Below are 13,855 nucleotides of genomic sequence, written 5' to 3'. Positions count from 1 at the left end.
GCCCGGGCGGCCAGGAGCGGCACCTCCCGCACCGCGCTCCGGCCGTCGGGGGTCAGCGCTTCGAGAGCGCGCTCGCCCTCCGGGTCCGGGGGAGGGGGTCCTCCGGCACGACGCAGCGGTCCGACGAACGCCGGTGGCCCGCGTCCGGCACGGGACGCGGGCCACCGGCGGTCACCTCGTCAGGAGCGGTCGAACTCCTGGGCGGCCAGGGCGCGCACGATGCCCGCCCGGCCCTCGGAGACCAGCCGCCGCAGGGCCGGCGGGCGCTCCTGCGCCAGCCACGAGTCCGCCGCCGCCACCGTCTCCTGCGCGATCGACCACGACGGGAACAGGCCGACGACCATCGACTGCGCCCGCTCGCTCGACCGGCGGTCCCACACGTCGGCCACGTCCTCGAAGTACCGCGCCACGAACGGCTGGAGCAGGGCCTTCTGGCCGGGGTGCTGGATGCCCGCGATGACGGCCTCGCTGACCGCGTTGGGCAGCTCGTCGTCGTTCACCGCCCGGTCCCACGCCTCGGCCTTCGCCTCGGCGGTCGGGCGCAGCGCGCGGGCCGACTCGGCGCGCCGCCGGCCGGTCGCCGTCGGGTCCCGCTCCTCCTCCGCCGCGATCTCGGCCGGCCCCGCCTCGCCGTGCGCGACCAGCGCGTGCAGCAGCCGCCAGCGCAGGTCGGTGTCCACGTCCAGCCCCGGCAGCACGTCGGAGCCCTCGTACCAGCCGCGCACCACGGCCACCCCGGACGCGTCGAGCACCGAGCCAGCCAGCGCGTTGACGAACGCCAGCTGGTGGTCCGAGCCCGGTTCGGCGGCCCGCGCCAGCTCCAGCGTCTTCGCGCCGAACCGCCGCCAGCCCTCGTCCCGCCAGGACGCGTCGGCGTAGGACGACAGCGCCGTCTGCGCCTGCAGCAGCAGCCGCTGCACGACGCCGACCTCGGTCTCCGCGTGCAGGCCGCCCAGCACCAGGTTGACGAAGTCGCGCGCCTTCAGCTCGGCCTCGCGGGTCATCTCCCACGCCGCCGACCAGCACAGCGTGCGCGGCAGCGGCTCGGCGATGTCGGCGATGTGGTCGATCAGCGACGCCAGCGAGTCGCTGTCCAGCCGCATCGTGCAGTAGGTCAGGTCGTCGTCGTTGACCAGCACGAGCTTGCCGCGCGGCACGCCGACCAGCTGCGGCACCTCGGTGCGCTCGCCGGCCACGTCCAGCTCCACGCGGTGCGTGCGGACCAGCTTGCCGTCGGCGTCGGAGTCGTACACGCCGATCGCCAGCCGGTGCGTGCGCAGCTCGCCCGCGCCCGGCCGGGCGCCGCCCTGGAGCACGGCGAACTCGGTGAACCGGCCCTGGTCGTCGACCGAGAACCGGGGGCGCAGCAGGTTCAGGCCGGTGGTCTCCAGCCACTGCGCGCTCCACCAGGACAGGTCGCGCCCGGAGGCTTCCTCCAGCGCGCCCAGCAAGTCGGCCAGGGTCGCGTTGCCCCAGGCGTGCTTGGCGAAGTAGACCCGCAGGCCCGCCAGGAAGTTGTCCAGCCCCACGTACGCCACCAGCTGCTTGAGCACGGAGGCGCCCTTGGCGTAGGTGATGCCGTCGAAGTTGACCTCGACGGCCTGCAGGTCGGGGATGTCGGAGGCCACCGGGTGCGTCGAGGGCAGCTGGTCCTGCCGGTAGGCCCAGGACTTCTCGATCTTCGCGAACGTCGTCCACGCCTGCCGGTACTCGGTCGCCTCGGCCTGCGCCAGCACCGACGCCCAGGTGGCGAACGACTCGTTCAGCCACAGGTCGTCCCACCAGCGCATGGTCACCAGGTCGCCGAACCACATGTGCGCCATCTCGTGCAGCACGGTCTCCGCGCGCCGCTCGTAGAGGTAGCGGGTGACGCGGCTGCGGAAGACGTAGTCCTCCAGGAACGTGACGCAGCCCGCGTTCTCCATCGCGCCCGCGTTGAACTCCGGCACGAAGCACTGGTCGTACTTGCCGAACGGGTACTCGACGCCGAACGCCCGGTGGTAGAACCCGAAGCCCTGCTTGGTCTCGGTGAACAGCCGCTCGTGGTCCATGTGGGCGGCCAGCGACGCGCGGCAGTAGATGCCCAGCGGGATGGTGGTCGCGCCGTCGGTGAACTCGTCGCGCCACTCCGCGTAGGGGCCGGCGACCAGCGCCACCAGGTAGGTGGACATCGGCTTGGTGCGGGCGAACACGTGCCGGTCGGCCCCGCCCTCGGCGCCCTCGGTGGACTCGACGGCCGCGTTGGAGACGACCTTCCAGTCCGCGGGGGCCGTCACGGCGATGTCGTAGACCGCCTTCAGGTCGGGCTGGTCGAAGCAGGCGAACATGCGCTTGGCGTCGGCCGTCTCGAACTGCGAGTACAGGTAGACGCCGCCGTCCACCGGGTCGACGAACCGGTGCAGGCCCTCGCCGGTGTTCATGTACCGGCAGTCGGCCTCGACGGTCAGCTCGTTGACCTCGGCGAGGTCGGTCAGGGCGAGCCCGTCCTCCTCGCGGTAGGCCGACACGTCCAGCGCCACCCCGTTGAGGGTGGCGCTGCGCACGGTGGCGGCCACGACGTCGACCCACGTGGAGGCGCCCGGCGTCCGGCTGCGGAAGGCAACCGTCGTGGTGGAGCGGAACGTGTCCGACCCGGGCTTGCCGCCGCCGTCGGTCAGGTCCAGCTCGATCCGGTAGGAGTCGACTTCCAGCAGCGCAGCGCGCTGCTGCGCCTGGTCGCGGGTGAGGTTGGGTGCCGCCACTGGTCACCTCGTCTGCCGGCGTCGTCTGGGCTCGGCGCCGACCTCGTCGGAACGGGGTAGGTGTCGCGTCGGTGAACACGACAGTCGCATCCAATCACGTGGGACGGGGATAAGTGGACCCCGTCCGAGGGAAGAGTCCGAGCGGTCGGTTGGTTGGCATCTGGAGGACGCCGCACCGGCGGACCGGGGCACCACCGCTCGATCAACAGGAGGCAGCACCATGCCGGCAGAGGGTCCGACCAGGGTCGACTTCTACTTCGACCCGATCTGTCCGTACGCCTGGATCGCCTCCCGCTGGATCCTGGAGGTGGAGCGGCAGCGCGACCTGGACCTGGAGTTCCGGGTGATGAGCCTGTCGGTGCTCAACGAGGGCCGCGACCTCGACCGCGGGTACCGCAGGCTGCTGGACCGGGCCTGGGGCCCGGTCCGGGTGGCCGTCGCGGCGGCCCGCGACCACGGCGACAAGGTGCTGCGCGACCTCTACACGGCGATGGGCACGCGCATCCACAACGGCGGCCTCAAGGACTACGACGAGGTCATCCGGCAGGCGTTGGCCGAGGTCGGGTTGCCCGCGGAGCTGGCGGCGGCGGCGCACTCCACCGACTACGACGACGAGCTGCGCGCCAGTCACCACCGCGGGATGGACCCGGTCGGCGAGGACGTGGGCACGCCCACCATCCACATCGACGGCGTGGCGTTCTTCGGGCCGGTGCTGACGAAGATCCCGAAGGGCGAGGAGGCCCTGCGGGTGTTCGACGGGGCGCGGGCGCTGGCCGGCTTCCCGTACTTCTTCGAGCTCAAGCGCACGCGCGGCGAGGACCTGGACTTCTCGTGAGCCGGTGGATGTGACACCCTGGGGCCGGTTCGGCGTCAGAGTGTCACACCACGCGGGAGCGGATTCCATGATCGAGGTCGTCAACCCGACCACCGAAGAGGTCCTCGGCACGGTCCGCGCGGGCACGCCCGGCGAGGTCGACGCGGCCGTCACCAGGGCCGCCGCCGCCTTCCCGGCCTGGGCCGCGACCCCGGTCGACGAGCGCGCGGACATCGCCCGGCGGATCGCCGACGGCCTCGCGGCCCGCGCGGACGAGCTGGCCGCGACCATGACCGCCGAGATGGGCACGCCCCTCGCCTTCGCCACGAAGGTGCAGGTCCCCAACCCGGTCGCCATCGCGCGCGGCGTCGCCGACGCGGCCGGGGCCGGGTACTTCGCCGGCGAGGAGATCGGCCACTCGCTGGTGCTGCGCGAGCCGATCGGCGTGGTCGGCGCGATCACCCCGTGGAACTTCCCGCTCCAGCAGGCGGTGGCCAAGGTCGTCCCCGCGCTCGTGGCGGGCAACGCGGTCGTGCTCAAGCCCAGCGAGCTGGCGCCGTTCACCGCCGGGCTGCTGGCCGAGGTGGTGGCCGCCGCCGGCGTGCCGAACGGGGTGTTCGAGCTGGTCAACGGCACCGGGCCAGTGGTCGGCGAAGCGCTCGCGGAGCACCCGAGGGTCGACATGGTGTCGTTCACCGGCTCGACCCGGGCCGGCCGCCGGGTCGCCGCGCTGGCCGCCGGGACCGTGAAGCGGGTCGCGCTGGAGCTGGGCGGCAAGTCCGCCAACGTCGTCCTGCCCGACGCCGACCTCGGCCGCGCGGTGCGGATCGGCGTGGCCAACGCGTTCATGAACAACGGCCAGGCGTGCAGCGCCTGGACCCGGCTGCTGGTGCCCGCCGACCGGCACGACGAGGCGGTCGAGGCGGCCGTCGCCGCGGCGGCGAAGTACGTGCCCGGCGACCCGGCCGACCCCGCGACCCGCCTCGGCCCGGCGGTGTCCGCCGCGCAGCGCGACCGCGTCGTCGGCCACATCCGCAAGGGGGTCGAGGAGGGGGCGCGGCTCGCGCTGGGCGGCCCCGACGCCCCGACCGACCGCGGCTTCCACGTCGCGCCCACGGTGTTCGCCGACGTCACCGCCGACATGACCATCGCGCAGGAGGAGATCTTCGGCCCGGTGCTGTCGGTGCTGCCCTACGCCGACGAGGACGACGCCGTGCGCATCGCGAACGCCACCGTCTACGGCCTGGGCGGCGCGGTGTTCTCCGCCGACGCCGACCGCGCGCTCGCGGTCGCCAGGCGGTTGCGCACCGGGCAGGTGGACATCAACGGCGCGGCGTTCAACACCAGCGCCCCGTTCGGCGGCTACCGCCAGTCCGGCAACGGCCGCGAGTTCGGCCGGTTCGGGCTGGACGAGTTCACCGAGGTGAAGTCCATCCAGCGCTAGCGCGGCCCGGCGGCGGCGCGGTCGGACCGCGCCCCCCGCGGCCGGGCGATGCCTTCGGGATCGCGCAGTCCCCGCCCGCCGCGGATCGGGCCGCACCCCCTCCGAACCGGCCGCCGCGGCGCCCGGCGAGCCGGCCGCGGGTGCGACCTGCGGACCGGTCACGCCGGGCGCCGCGGGCGCGGATGAGACCCGCGGCGCCCGGCGGTCACGCCCGCAGCACCCCGTCCACCAGGCGCGGCACGGCGGTGCTCACGTTCACCTGCGACGCCAGCGCCACGTCCTCCGAGTGCCCGGCCGCGATCAGCTCACGCCCCGACACGCAGCCCGCCAGCACCTCCTCCACCGGCGACCGCGCGAACACCTCCGCCGCGAGGGTCGCCTCCACCGACGCCGCCCCGTACCCCAGCAGCGACGCCAGCACCGCGCCCGCCCCGAGCAGGTCCTCCACCGCCGGCCGCAGCGGGCCCCGCGCGGTGCCCGCCGCGGCCGGCGACACCCCCCACCGCTCGCCCGCCGCGATCACGCCGATCGGCCCGCCCGTGGCCAGCTCGCGGGCCGCCGTCGCGACCGCCCGCGCGTTGCGCAGGCACCCGGCCAGCACCAGCGAGCCGGTGCCCGCCGCCAGGTCGCACAGCGTCGCCCCGTTGGGGGAGGGCAGCTCCAACTCGACCCCCGCGGGCAGCTCCACCAGCGACGCGGGCCGCAGCGACCAGGACGGGTCGGCGGGCTCGGCCGCGCCCTCCCGGTCGGCCCACCGCACCGGCCGCACCGCACCGCCGCGCCCGACCGCCACGTCGACCGCCGTGCTGAACGACAGCACGTCCACGACCACCAGCACGGCGCACAGCCCGCCCAGGGCGACGACGCCCTCGTCCCCCCACTCCAACCGCAGCTGGGATCCCTCCTGACCGAACATCGGCAAAGGATGGCAGACTTCCCCGACGTGCGCGTCTACCTGGGATCGGACCACGCGGGCTTCGAGCTGAAGGCCCACCTCGCCAAGCACCTGACCGAAGCCGGCCACGAGGTGGTGGACGTCGGCCCCGCCGAGTACGACGCGGAGGACGACTACCCGCCGTTCTGCATCGAGGCGGCCCGCCGGGTGGTGGCCGACGAGGGCAGCCTCGGCGTCGTGATCGGCGGTTCGGGCAACGGCGAGCAGATCGCCGCCAACAAGGTGCCCGGCGCGCGCGCCGCCCTGGCCTACAGCGTGGAGACCGCGAAGCTCGCCCGCGAGCACAACGACGCGCAGCTGATCGGCGTGGGCGCGCGGATGCACTCCGCCGAGGAGGCGACCGAAATCGTGCTGGCGTTCCTGGCGACGCCGTTCTCCGACCAGCCCCGGCACGCCCGGCGCATCGCGATGCTCGGCGACTACGAGCGGACCGGACAGGCCCCGGCGCTGCCCTGATGGCCGGGCAGCCGACGCCCCCGGTGAGCCGGCAGCGGGCGATCCGGCGGCTGCTGTTCGAGGACGTCGGGGGCGCCTTCGCGGCCGACCCCGAGACGGTCATCGACGCCGCCGCCACCGACCCCCGGTACCTGGAGCGGGTGCCGGGGCTGCGGGCCGTGCTGGCCGACCCCGGGACCGAGCGCTACCACCGCTTCCTGGCCGTGCAGGCGCTCGCGTCGTGGGGCCACGCGCCGGTCTACCCGGTGGTCGCCGCGACCGCCGAGGCGGGCCGCCGGTCGCCGTGGCTGGGGATGCTCACCGACCCGGCGGGCCGGGACCGGACGTTCCCGGAGCTGGCCCTGGCGGTCGCGGAGGGCAGGCGGTTCACCGCGGCCGCCGCCCCCGCTGCCGCCGACGGCGCCGAGGAGGCCCGGCTGGCGGCGCTGCGGGCGCTGGTCGGGCTGGGCGACGAGCTGTTCTTCGACTGGCAGCTGGCCCACGCGGCGGACGAGCCGGCGGTCGCCGACGCGCTGGCCGCGGTGGTCGACCGGGGGGTCGACCGGTCCGACGAAGCCGACTTCGACCGGGCGCGGCAACTGGCCGCGCTGTGCGCGGTGCTCGCCCGGCACGACCGACCGCGGGCGGTGCGGCTCGCGGAACGCCTGCTGCGAAAGGACTCCCGGATGACCGTGCGCCTGCACCTGGCCCCGGTGGTGCCGTTCCGTGCCTGAGGGCCACACGCTGCACCGGCTGGCCGGGCTGCACCGCCGCCGCTACGTCGGCCGGGTGGTCCGGGTCTCCAGCCCGCAGGGGCGGTTCGACCCGTCCACTGTGGACGGACGGGTGATGCGGCGCGCCGAGGCGCACGGCAAGCACCTGTTCCACGTCTACGGCCCCGACGCCGTCGTGCACGTCCACCTGGGCCTCTACGGGACGTTCACCGAGCACGAGCACCCGGTCACCGAGCCGGTGGGCCAGGTCCGGATGCGGGTGGTCGGCGAGGCGCACTGGACGGACCTGCGCGGCCCGACGCGGTGCGAGGTGCTGACCGCCGACGAGGTGGCCGCGCTGCGCGCCCGCCTCGGCCCGGACCCGCTGCGCCGCGACGCCGACCCCGAGGCGGCCTACCGGCGGATCGCCCGGTCCACCAAGTCGATCGGCGCGCTGCTGATGGACCAGCAGGTCGTCTCCGGCGTCGGCAACGTCTACCGCGCCGAGGTCCTGTTCCGCAACGGCGTCGACCCGCTGCTGCCCGGCAACCGGGTCGACCGCGCGCTGTGGGACGCGCTGTGGGCGGACCTGGTGGTGCTGATGCGCCACGGCGTGCGCGTCGGCCGCATCGACACCGTCCGGCCCGAGCACCTGCCCGAGGCCACCGGCCGCGCGCCGCGGCAGGACCGGCACGGCGGCGAGGTCTACGTCTACCGCCGCGCCGGGCAGCCGTGCCTGCTGTGCGCTACGCCGGTCGCAGCAGCGGAGCTGGTCGGTCGCAACCTGTTCTGGTGCCCCACCTGCCAACCGGCCGCGACCGGGAACCGCGCCGCGCCGCGCCCGTCCAAGGTGCCGGGCTAACGCGGCGCTGCCGGCGGGCGATCAGCCGGCAGGAGAAGGGGGCGTGGGGTGACCGATCCCGGGTTCGGCGGCGACGAGGTGCGCACGGAGCAGGAGATCGCCCGGTGGGCGGAGGGCGTGGCGGCCAAGGCCGAGAAGTACCGGGAGGTGAGCCGGCAGGTCGCGGACGTGACCGTGGACGAAGCCTCCCGGGACGGGCTGGTGCGCCTGTCGGTGAACGCCGCCGGCGCCCTGCAGCACCTGGACATCTCCGAGCGGTCGCGCGAGCTGTCCGGCGCGGCGCTGGCCGCGTCGATCATGACGACCATGCGGCGGGCCCAGTCGCGGATCGCCGGCCGGGTCGCGGAGATCGTGGCGGCGGCCGGCGTCGAGGAGCCGGGAACCGCCGACGCGCTGGTGTCGTCCTACCGGCAGCGTTTCCCCGAGCCTGCGTCCGACGCGCCGCCGTGGGCGGACCAGGTGCGGCCTTCGCCGCCGCCCGCCCGGCGGCCCGCCCATGACGACGAGGAGGACTGGGACGGTCCTTCCGTCACCGAGTAGGGGGTTTGCGTGAACCAGGGGTACGGGGTCCTCGTCGAGGAGTTACGCGGGCACGCCGACCGGCTGCGCGGCGTCCAGGACCAACTGCACCAGGCGCTGGACGCGGCGCAGCAGGTGAGCCTGTCCGGTCAGGCTTACGGGAAGCTGTGCCGGATGCTCCCGCCGATGATGGTGCTGATCGCCAACGGCGGCGTGCACGCCGTGGCCGAGGCCGCCGAGGCCGTCGACCGGACCGCCCTCACCGTCAAGCGGACCGCCGACGAGTACGAGGCCGTCGACCAGGCCAACGCCGGGGCCTTCCGCGGGAGCGCCGGATGAGCAACCCCCTCGTCGCGCCCCGGCAGGACTCCACCCAGGACCACACCGGCATCGGGCCGGTCGAGGCGGCCGTCGAGCTGCGCCGGGCCTTCGCCGACGGCACGTGGGTGGACCAGGGGCTGGCGCTCGCGGGCGGCGGCCTGGAGGCGCTGTCGTTCGTCCTGGACCCGCTGGGGTCGCTGGTCGCCTACGGCGTCTCGTGGATCATCGAGCACATCGGCCCGCTGCGCGACGCGCTGAACTGGCTGGCCGGCGACGCGGACCAGGTCGCCGCCTACGCGCAGACGTGGAAGAACGTCGCCCAGGCCGTCACGCGGGCGGGCGAGACCTACGCCGCCGAGGTCGACCAGGGCACCGCCGGCTGGACCGGGTCGGCCGCCGACGCCTACCGCGCGTCCGCGGGCGCCCGGTCCCGGCACCTCACCGCCGCCGCCACCTGCGCCGACACCGTCGGCCTCATCGTCGAGGTGGCCGGTGTGCTGGTCGGCACGGTGCGCAGCCTGGTGCGCGAGCTGATCGCCCAGTGCGTGGCGACGCTGTTCGCCCGCCTCCCCCAGTGGCTGGCCGAGGAGGCCGTCACGTTCGGCTTCGCCACCCCGCACGTGGTGAGCGCCGCGCTGGCGGTCATCGCCGACTGGGTGGCCAAGATCGCCGACAAGCTGCGCCTGCTGATGCGCTCGATCGCCCGGTTGCGCCCGCTGCTGTCCCGGCTGGACGAGGTCTGGGACCTGATCAAGCGCGGGCTCAAGCAGCTGAGCAAGGCCGGCGGGCCCGGCGGCGCGCCGAAGGCCCCCGACCCGGTGAAGCGCCCGGGCAACACCGACGTGAAGCCGCAGGGCGACACCGGCGGCGACGCGGGCACCGGCGGCACGCGGGGAGGTGACCCGCCCGCGTCCAGACCCCCGCAGCCGCAGGGCGGCGACACCGGCGGCACGCAGGGCGGAGCCCCTCCGGTGGCCGAGCCGCCCGAGACCCGGGGCGGCACCACGACCACGTCCGGCACGACCGGCGGGGCGGTCGACGCGCCGACCGGGCCGGGCGGCGACACCCGCCCGCCGGGCGGCTCCACCACCCCGCCCCCCGACGGCGGCGGCACGGGCGGCGGCTCGGGCAGGCCGCCCGGCGGCGACAAGCCGCCGACCCCCGACGACGGCGACCCGCACCCGCTCAAGCGGCGCCCCACCGACCCCTCCCAGCCGCACCCGGAGCTGACCCCCGCCGAGAAGGCGGCGCTGGACAAGCACCTCAAGGAGCTGGAGGCCCGCCACGCCGAGCGGTTCCAGGACACCTCCCGGGACCCCGACCACAACGGCAAGGTGCGCTTCGCCTCCCAGGAGGAGGCGCGGATCGCGCTGGACCTGGAGGAGCGCGGCTACGGCCCGTTCGAGCGGCCCAAGGACGCCGACGGGAAGCTGCTGCCGAAGCTGGGGGACTGGGTGGACGCCCACGGGCAGCAGTGGGACGTGAAGGGCATCCACTCGGACTGGCCGCCCCACACGCCCGACCACGTGAAGGAGAGCGGGCCCTTCCGCAACGGCTACACCGAGAAGTGGTTCCGCGACACCATCCAGGACCAGTTCGCCGACGGGCGTAACGTCATCCTGGACACGCGCAACGCCAGCGCCGCCGACATCGCCAACCTGAAGAGCGTCGTGGATAAGGAGGGCTGGGGTGCCCGGATCATCTTCTACCCGTGAGCCCTGGCGGCCCCTGCGCCCGCCCGCCGCGCCCGCCGCGGCGGAGGTCCTGCGCCGCTGGCTGGAGGACCCGGAGCAGCCGCTCTACGCGCTGGACCAGGACCTGCGCGGCGCCGACCTGTCCGGCGGGCCGTTCGTGGAGTCCTGGTTCACCGGGTCCGACCTGAGCGACGCGACGCTGCGCGGCGTCGAGCTGTGGGGGGCGCACTGCGAGCAGGTCAGGTTCGACCGGGCCAACCTCGTCGACGCCGACCTCGTCAAGGCGGACCTGCGCGGCGCGAGCTTCGCGCGGGCCCTGCTGATCGGCGCGAACATGATCAAGGCCACCGCCCACGACGCCCGCTTCACCGAAGCCGACCTGCGCCGCGCCGACCTGGGCAACGCGAAGTTCCTGCGCGCGGACTTCACCCGGGCCGACCTGTCCGGCGCCTCCGCGACCACCACGTCGTTCCGGGACGCGGTCCTGGTCGACGCGGTGGTGAGCGGCATGACCGGGACCGTGCTGGGGCCGGCGGAGGTCGTGCCGGGGCTGAAGCTGGACGGCCCGGAGCTGGAGCGGTGGTTCGGCGTGCGCGGGGCGGCGGTGTCCGTGCTGCGCACCCAGGCGGTCTGAGACCCCACCGGACCCGGTGGTGCGGGGGCGGCCCGCACCACCGGGTCGGTCGGGACCGGGCGCACGGCGGGCCGCACCCGCCCCGCCGGCTCCCGGCCGATCAGAAGTCGAAGCCCCCGAAGTCCCCGCCGCCACCCCAGTCGCCGCCGCCGAAGTCACCGCCGCCGAAGTCGCCACCCGCGTCGCCGCCGGCGTCCCCACCGGCGTCCTCGGCGCCCGCGCCGTCGGCGTACCCGTCCGCGTAGGCGGCGTTCAACGCGTCCGGCGACACGCCCGCCATGCCCGAGAACATCGCGTCGAACAGCAGGAACGTGCCCACGCCCCACGCGCCGGCCACCAGCGCGGGCTTCCACCACGGCTCGCTGTACCAGCCCTGCGGCACCGGGCGGCCCGCCACCACGCCACCGGGGTAGTAGTGCGGCGTGCCCGCGCCGGGCCGGGGCGAGGCCGCGTAGTCGTGGCCCTCGACGGTGACCCTGCGGTCCTCGCTGACCTGCCCCGCGCGGCCCTGCCCGGTGAGGTCCGGCAGCTCCGGCCCCGGGTCCATGCCCATCGCGGTGCGAGCCGCGCGCACGTAGTACAGGCCCTCCATCGCGGTCTGGACGACCAGGCGGCACTGCTCGGCGGTCCGCGCCTGCTCCATCTGCGACCCGGCCGCGGTGAACCGCTCCGCCGCGTCGGCCAGCGCCTGGCTGGACGCCACGTCCGTGCCGGTCAGGCTCATCACCTGCCCGCCCAGCCGCTCGACCCAGCGCCGGGCGTCGGCCTGGGCGTCCTCCAGCGCGCGCTGCCGCGCGTCGGCCCGGCTCTTCGCCGCGTACCAGCCGCCGCCGATCACCACGACGAGCAGCACGAGCACCACGATGGTGGCGGTCACTGGGTCCTCCTCGTGTCGTGACGGCCTGCTTGCCCGGTCAACGGACCAGGCCGGGCGCGTGGTTCCCGTGGCGGTCGGGACAACCCCGGGCGGTGCGGCTCGTGATCTGCCGAAAGCGCACGTGAGAGGCCGTTCAGGGGGCCCGGTGTGAATTCACGCACCTGCTGCCCGCCCAGGGCCCGCGTTCTGTGGGCAGAACTCGTCGCGGACTTCCAGCACCGCAGCGGCACCCTGGAGCCGGCCGGCGCTTCGCGCTGCGCCCAGGTGAGCTGGGCGGCCGTGCCGCAGCCGCACCGGCCGCAGATGCCACGGCGCGTCTCGTGCGACTGGGCGGTCATCGCCTGGTGAGCACGCCGCGCCCGCGGTGGCCGGGTTCCAGTCCGACCGAGGTGGCCGCCGCGAACGGCCGCGGACCACTGCCCGGCAGCGTGATCCGCCGCGCCCAGGCGCCACTGCGGTGATCCGACTTCAGGGGTCGCGCCCGGTGGGCCGGCTCGGACATGCTTCGCCGATGCACGCACACGCGCTGGGCCAAGCGCTCCGGGCCGACGCGGCGGCGCTCGCCGCGGCGGCCGACCTCGTGCCGGGGGACCGACCGGTGCCGGGCTGCCCCGGCCTGACGGTGGCCGGCCTGGTGCGGCACGTCGGCTCGGTGCACCGGCTGGTGACGCGGTGGATCACGCGCGGCAGCCGGCCGACGCGGTGGCCGCGCGAGCCGAACGGCGCCGACCCCGTCGACTGGTACCGGGTCGGCGCGGCGTCGCTGATCGCGGTGCTGAACCCGGCGCGCGCCGCCGAACCGGCCGCGACCTGGTGCCCGTGGGACCGCACGCTCGGGTTCTGGCTGCGGCGGATGGCGCACGAGACGGCCGTGCACCGGGTCGACGCGCAGGCGGCGGCCGGCCTGGCGGTCCCGCTGGAGCCCGCGCTGGCCGCCGACGGCATCGACGAGGTGCTGCGGCTGTGGCTGGGCTGCCACCAGCCGCCCGGCGCGCACGCCGACGGCCGCGCGATCGCGCTGCGCGTGCCGGGGCGCGAGTGGACCGTCGCGCTGCACCGGGAGGTGGTCGACTTCTGCCCCGACGCCGAACCGGCCGCGGTGGTCACCGGCTCGGCGTCGGAGGTGGACCTGTGGCTGTGGGGCCGGGTGCCCGCGTCGCGGCTGACCATCGAGGGCGACGTGGCGGTGGCGCGCGCTCTGCGGGCCGCCGTCGCCGCGGCGACGGGCTAGCCGGGCGGCCAGGTCAGCCGTCGGCCGCCCAGGACGTGGCAGTGCACGTGGAACACGGTCTGCCCGCCGTCGCGCCCGGTGTTGAACACCAGGCGGTAGCCGTCGTCCGCGATGCCGGAGAGCTTCGCGACCTCGTGCGCGGCCCGCAGCACCTCGCCCGCCGTCACCGGGTCGAGGTCGCCGACGGCGCGGTGGTGGGCCTTGGGGATGACCAGGACGTGGGTGGGCGCCTGCGGGTTGATGTCGTGGAACGCGAGTACGGTGTCGGTCTCGTGGACGACCCGCGCCGGCACACCGCCCGCGACGATGCGGCAGAAGAGGCAATCTTCGGTCACGCCGCCATCGTAGGGCGCAGACTGGGCCGATGACGCGCTCGAAGATCCGGGTGGTCCTGAGGTGCCTGGCGACCTTCGCCTTCGGGTTCCTCGTGGTGGTGCTCGCGGTTCGGTTCGGCGAAGCGCTGTGGCGGGCCTTGTACCCGCGGTGATCCGCGTCCAGCGGCCCGGTCGGACCCGGGGACAACCCGACGCGGGGAGCCGATCGAGAAGGGCCCCGGCCCCGTGGGAAACCCCGGCCGGCAAAGGGCTCCGGCCGGAAGACCGAGAAGGGCGGCAG

General features: G+C 75.2%; 16 protein-coding genes. 12 read left to right on the top strand and 4 right to left on the bottom strand.

The window, feature by feature from the left end; all coding sequences use genetic code 11:
* Window positions 1–179: 179 nt before the first annotated feature.
* Window positions 180–2,741: an aminopeptidase N gene (gene pepN / locus JOE68_RS09330; protein ID WP_204841921.1), complete on the bottom strand. Its 2,562-nt coding sequence runs from the start codon at window positions 2,739–2,741 to the stop codon at window positions 180–182.
* 220 nt (window positions 2,742–2,961) lie between these two features.
* Here pepN and JOE68_RS09325 point away from each other — a divergent pair, with 220 nt between their 5' ends.
* Together JOE68_RS09325 and JOE68_RS09320 are read left to right on the top strand one after the other, a co-directional pair.
* On the top strand, window positions 2,962–3,576 hold the full coding sequence (locus JOE68_RS09325) for a mycothiol-dependent nitroreductase Rv2466c family protein (RefSeq protein WP_204841920.1): 615 nt from the start codon (window positions 2,962–2,964) through the stop codon (window positions 3,574–3,576).
* A gap of 67 nt (window positions 3,577–3,643) precedes the next feature.
* On the top strand, window positions 3,644–4,999 hold the full coding sequence (locus tag JOE68_RS09320; RefSeq protein ID WP_204841919.1) for an aldehyde dehydrogenase family protein: 1,356 nt from the start codon (window positions 3,644–3,646) through the stop codon (window positions 4,997–4,999).
* Between the two features lie 205 nt (window positions 5,000–5,204).
* Here the strand turns inward: JOE68_RS09320 and JOE68_RS09315 are convergent, their stop codons facing one another.
* Window positions 5,205–5,915 carry a 2-phosphosulfolactate phosphatase gene (locus tag JOE68_RS09315; protein ID WP_204841918.1) on the bottom strand — a complete coding sequence of 237 codons (711 nt, stop codon included), beginning with the start codon at window positions 5,913–5,915 and terminating at the stop codon, window positions 5,205–5,207.
* A 27-nt stretch (window positions 5,916–5,942) separates the two neighbouring features.
* Here JOE68_RS09315 and JOE68_RS09310 point away from each other — a divergent pair, with 27 nt between their 5' ends.
* The 7 genes from JOE68_RS09310 to JOE68_RS09280 are packed head-to-tail and all read left to right on the top strand — an operon-like array spanning window position 5,943 to window position 11,132.
* Window positions 5,943–6,410 carry a ribose-5-phosphate isomerase gene (locus JOE68_RS09310; protein ID WP_204846007.1) on the top strand — a complete coding sequence of 156 codons (468 nt, stop codon included), beginning with the start codon at window positions 5,943–5,945 and terminating at the stop codon, window positions 6,408–6,410.
* Entirely contained in the window at window positions 6,410–7,123 is a 714-nt protein-coding gene (locus JOE68_RS09305; protein WP_204841917.1) for a hypothetical protein, read from the top strand. The genes JOE68_RS09310 and JOE68_RS09305 overlap by 1 nt, the downstream gene beginning before the upstream one ends.
* On the top strand, window positions 7,116–7,964 hold the full coding sequence (locus JOE68_RS09300; RefSeq protein WP_204841916.1) for an Fpg/Nei family DNA glycosylase: 849 nt from the start codon (window positions 7,116–7,118) through the stop codon (window positions 7,962–7,964). The genes JOE68_RS09305 and JOE68_RS09300 overlap by 8 nt, the downstream gene beginning before the upstream one ends.
* Before the next feature lie 48 nt (window positions 7,965–8,012).
* A complete protein-coding gene (locus tag JOE68_RS09295) occupies window positions 8,013–8,504 on the top strand; it encodes a YbaB/EbfC family nucleoid-associated protein (RefSeq protein ID WP_204841915.1) in 492 nt (163 codons plus the stop codon).
* Window positions 8,505–8,513: 9 nt separating this feature from the next.
* On the top strand, window positions 8,514–8,822 hold the full coding sequence (locus JOE68_RS09290) for a type VII secretion target (protein ID WP_204841914.1): 309 nt from the start codon (window positions 8,514–8,516) through the stop codon (window positions 8,820–8,822).
* Window positions 8,819–10,519, top strand: coding sequence for a WXG100 family type VII secretion target (locus tag JOE68_RS09285; protein ID WP_204841913.1), 1,701 nt, complete (start codon window positions 8,819–8,821; stop codon window positions 10,517–10,519). Before JOE68_RS09290 ends, JOE68_RS09285 begins: the two co-directional genes overlap by 4 nt.
* Entirely contained in the window at window positions 10,494–11,132 is a 639-nt protein-coding gene (locus tag JOE68_RS09280) for a pentapeptide repeat-containing protein (protein WP_204841912.1), read from the top strand. Before JOE68_RS09285 ends, JOE68_RS09280 begins: the two co-directional genes overlap by 26 nt.
* 100 nt (window positions 11,133–11,232) lie before the next feature.
* Here the strand turns inward: JOE68_RS09280 and JOE68_RS09275 are convergent, their stop codons facing one another.
* On the bottom strand, window positions 11,233–12,009 hold the full coding sequence (locus JOE68_RS09275) for a hypothetical protein (protein WP_204841911.1): 777 nt from the start codon (window positions 12,007–12,009) through the stop codon (window positions 11,233–11,235).
* A gap of 147 nt (window positions 12,010–12,156) precedes the next feature.
* Here JOE68_RS09275 and JOE68_RS32195 point away from each other — a divergent pair, with 147 nt between their 5' ends.
* Together JOE68_RS32195 and JOE68_RS09265 are read left to right on the top strand one after the other, a co-directional pair.
* Window positions 12,157–12,357, top strand: coding sequence for a hypothetical protein (locus JOE68_RS32195; RefSeq protein ID WP_204841910.1), 201 nt, complete (start codon window positions 12,157–12,159; stop codon window positions 12,355–12,357).
* A 163-nt stretch (window positions 12,358–12,520) separates the two neighbouring features.
* Window positions 12,521–13,240 (top strand): maleylpyruvate isomerase family mycothiol-dependent enzyme, encoded by a 720-nt coding sequence (locus JOE68_RS09265; protein WP_204841909.1) that lies wholly within the window; start codon window positions 12,521–12,523, stop codon window positions 13,238–13,240.
* Here the strand turns inward: JOE68_RS09265 and JOE68_RS09260 are convergent.
* Window positions 13,237–13,575, bottom strand: a complete 339-nt coding sequence (locus tag JOE68_RS09260; protein WP_204841908.1) for a histidine triad nucleotide-binding protein — start codon at window positions 13,573–13,575, stop codon at window positions 13,237–13,239. The two genes, JOE68_RS09265 and JOE68_RS09260, sit on opposite strands and share 4 nt — an antisense overlap.
* A 29-nt stretch (window positions 13,576–13,604) precedes the next feature.
* On the opposite strand from JOE68_RS09260, the gene JOE68_RS31760 reads away from it, so the two are divergent.
* Window positions 13,605–13,727, top strand: a complete 123-nt coding sequence (locus JOE68_RS31760; RefSeq protein ID WP_275584712.1) for a hypothetical protein — start codon at window positions 13,605–13,607, stop codon at window positions 13,725–13,727.
* Window positions 13,728–13,855 lie beyond the last annotated feature (128 nt).

The organism is Saccharothrix algeriensis, from assembly GCF_016907655.1.
GTDB classification, from domain to species: Bacteria; Actinomycetota; Actinomycetes; order Mycobacteriales; family Pseudonocardiaceae; genus Actinosynnema; species Actinosynnema algeriense.
This window is presented reverse-complemented; position numbering and strand designations above follow the sequence as displayed.

Excerpts from the sequence above, each read along its gene's own strand:
- JOE68_RS09285 (WP_204841913.1), top strand. The coding sequence starts at position 8,819 with ATGAGCAACCCCCTCGTCGCGCCCCGGCAGGACTCCACCCAGGACCAC.
- JOE68_RS31760 (WP_275584712.1), top strand. The coding sequence starts at position 13,605 with ATGACGCGCTCGAAGATCCGGGTGGTCCTGAGGTGCCTGGCGACCTTC.
- JOE68_RS09325 (WP_204841920.1), top strand. The coding sequence starts at position 2,962 with ATGCCGGCAGAGGGTCCGACCAGGGTCGACTTCTACTTCGACCCGATC.
- JOE68_RS09315 (WP_204841918.1), bottom strand. The coding sequence starts at position 5,915 with ATGTTCGGTCAGGAGGGATCCCAGCTGCGGTTGGAGTGGGGGGACGAG.
- JOE68_RS09305 (WP_204841917.1), top strand. The coding sequence starts at position 6,410 with ATGGCCGGGCAGCCGACGCCCCCGGTGAGCCGGCAGCGGGCGATCCGG.
- JOE68_RS09320 (WP_204841919.1), top strand. The coding sequence starts at position 3,644 with ATGATCGAGGTCGTCAACCCGACCACCGAAGAGGTCCTCGGCACGGTC.
- JOE68_RS09265 (WP_204841909.1), top strand. The coding sequence starts at position 12,521 with ATGCACGCACACGCGCTGGGCCAAGCGCTCCGGGCCGACGCGGCGGCG.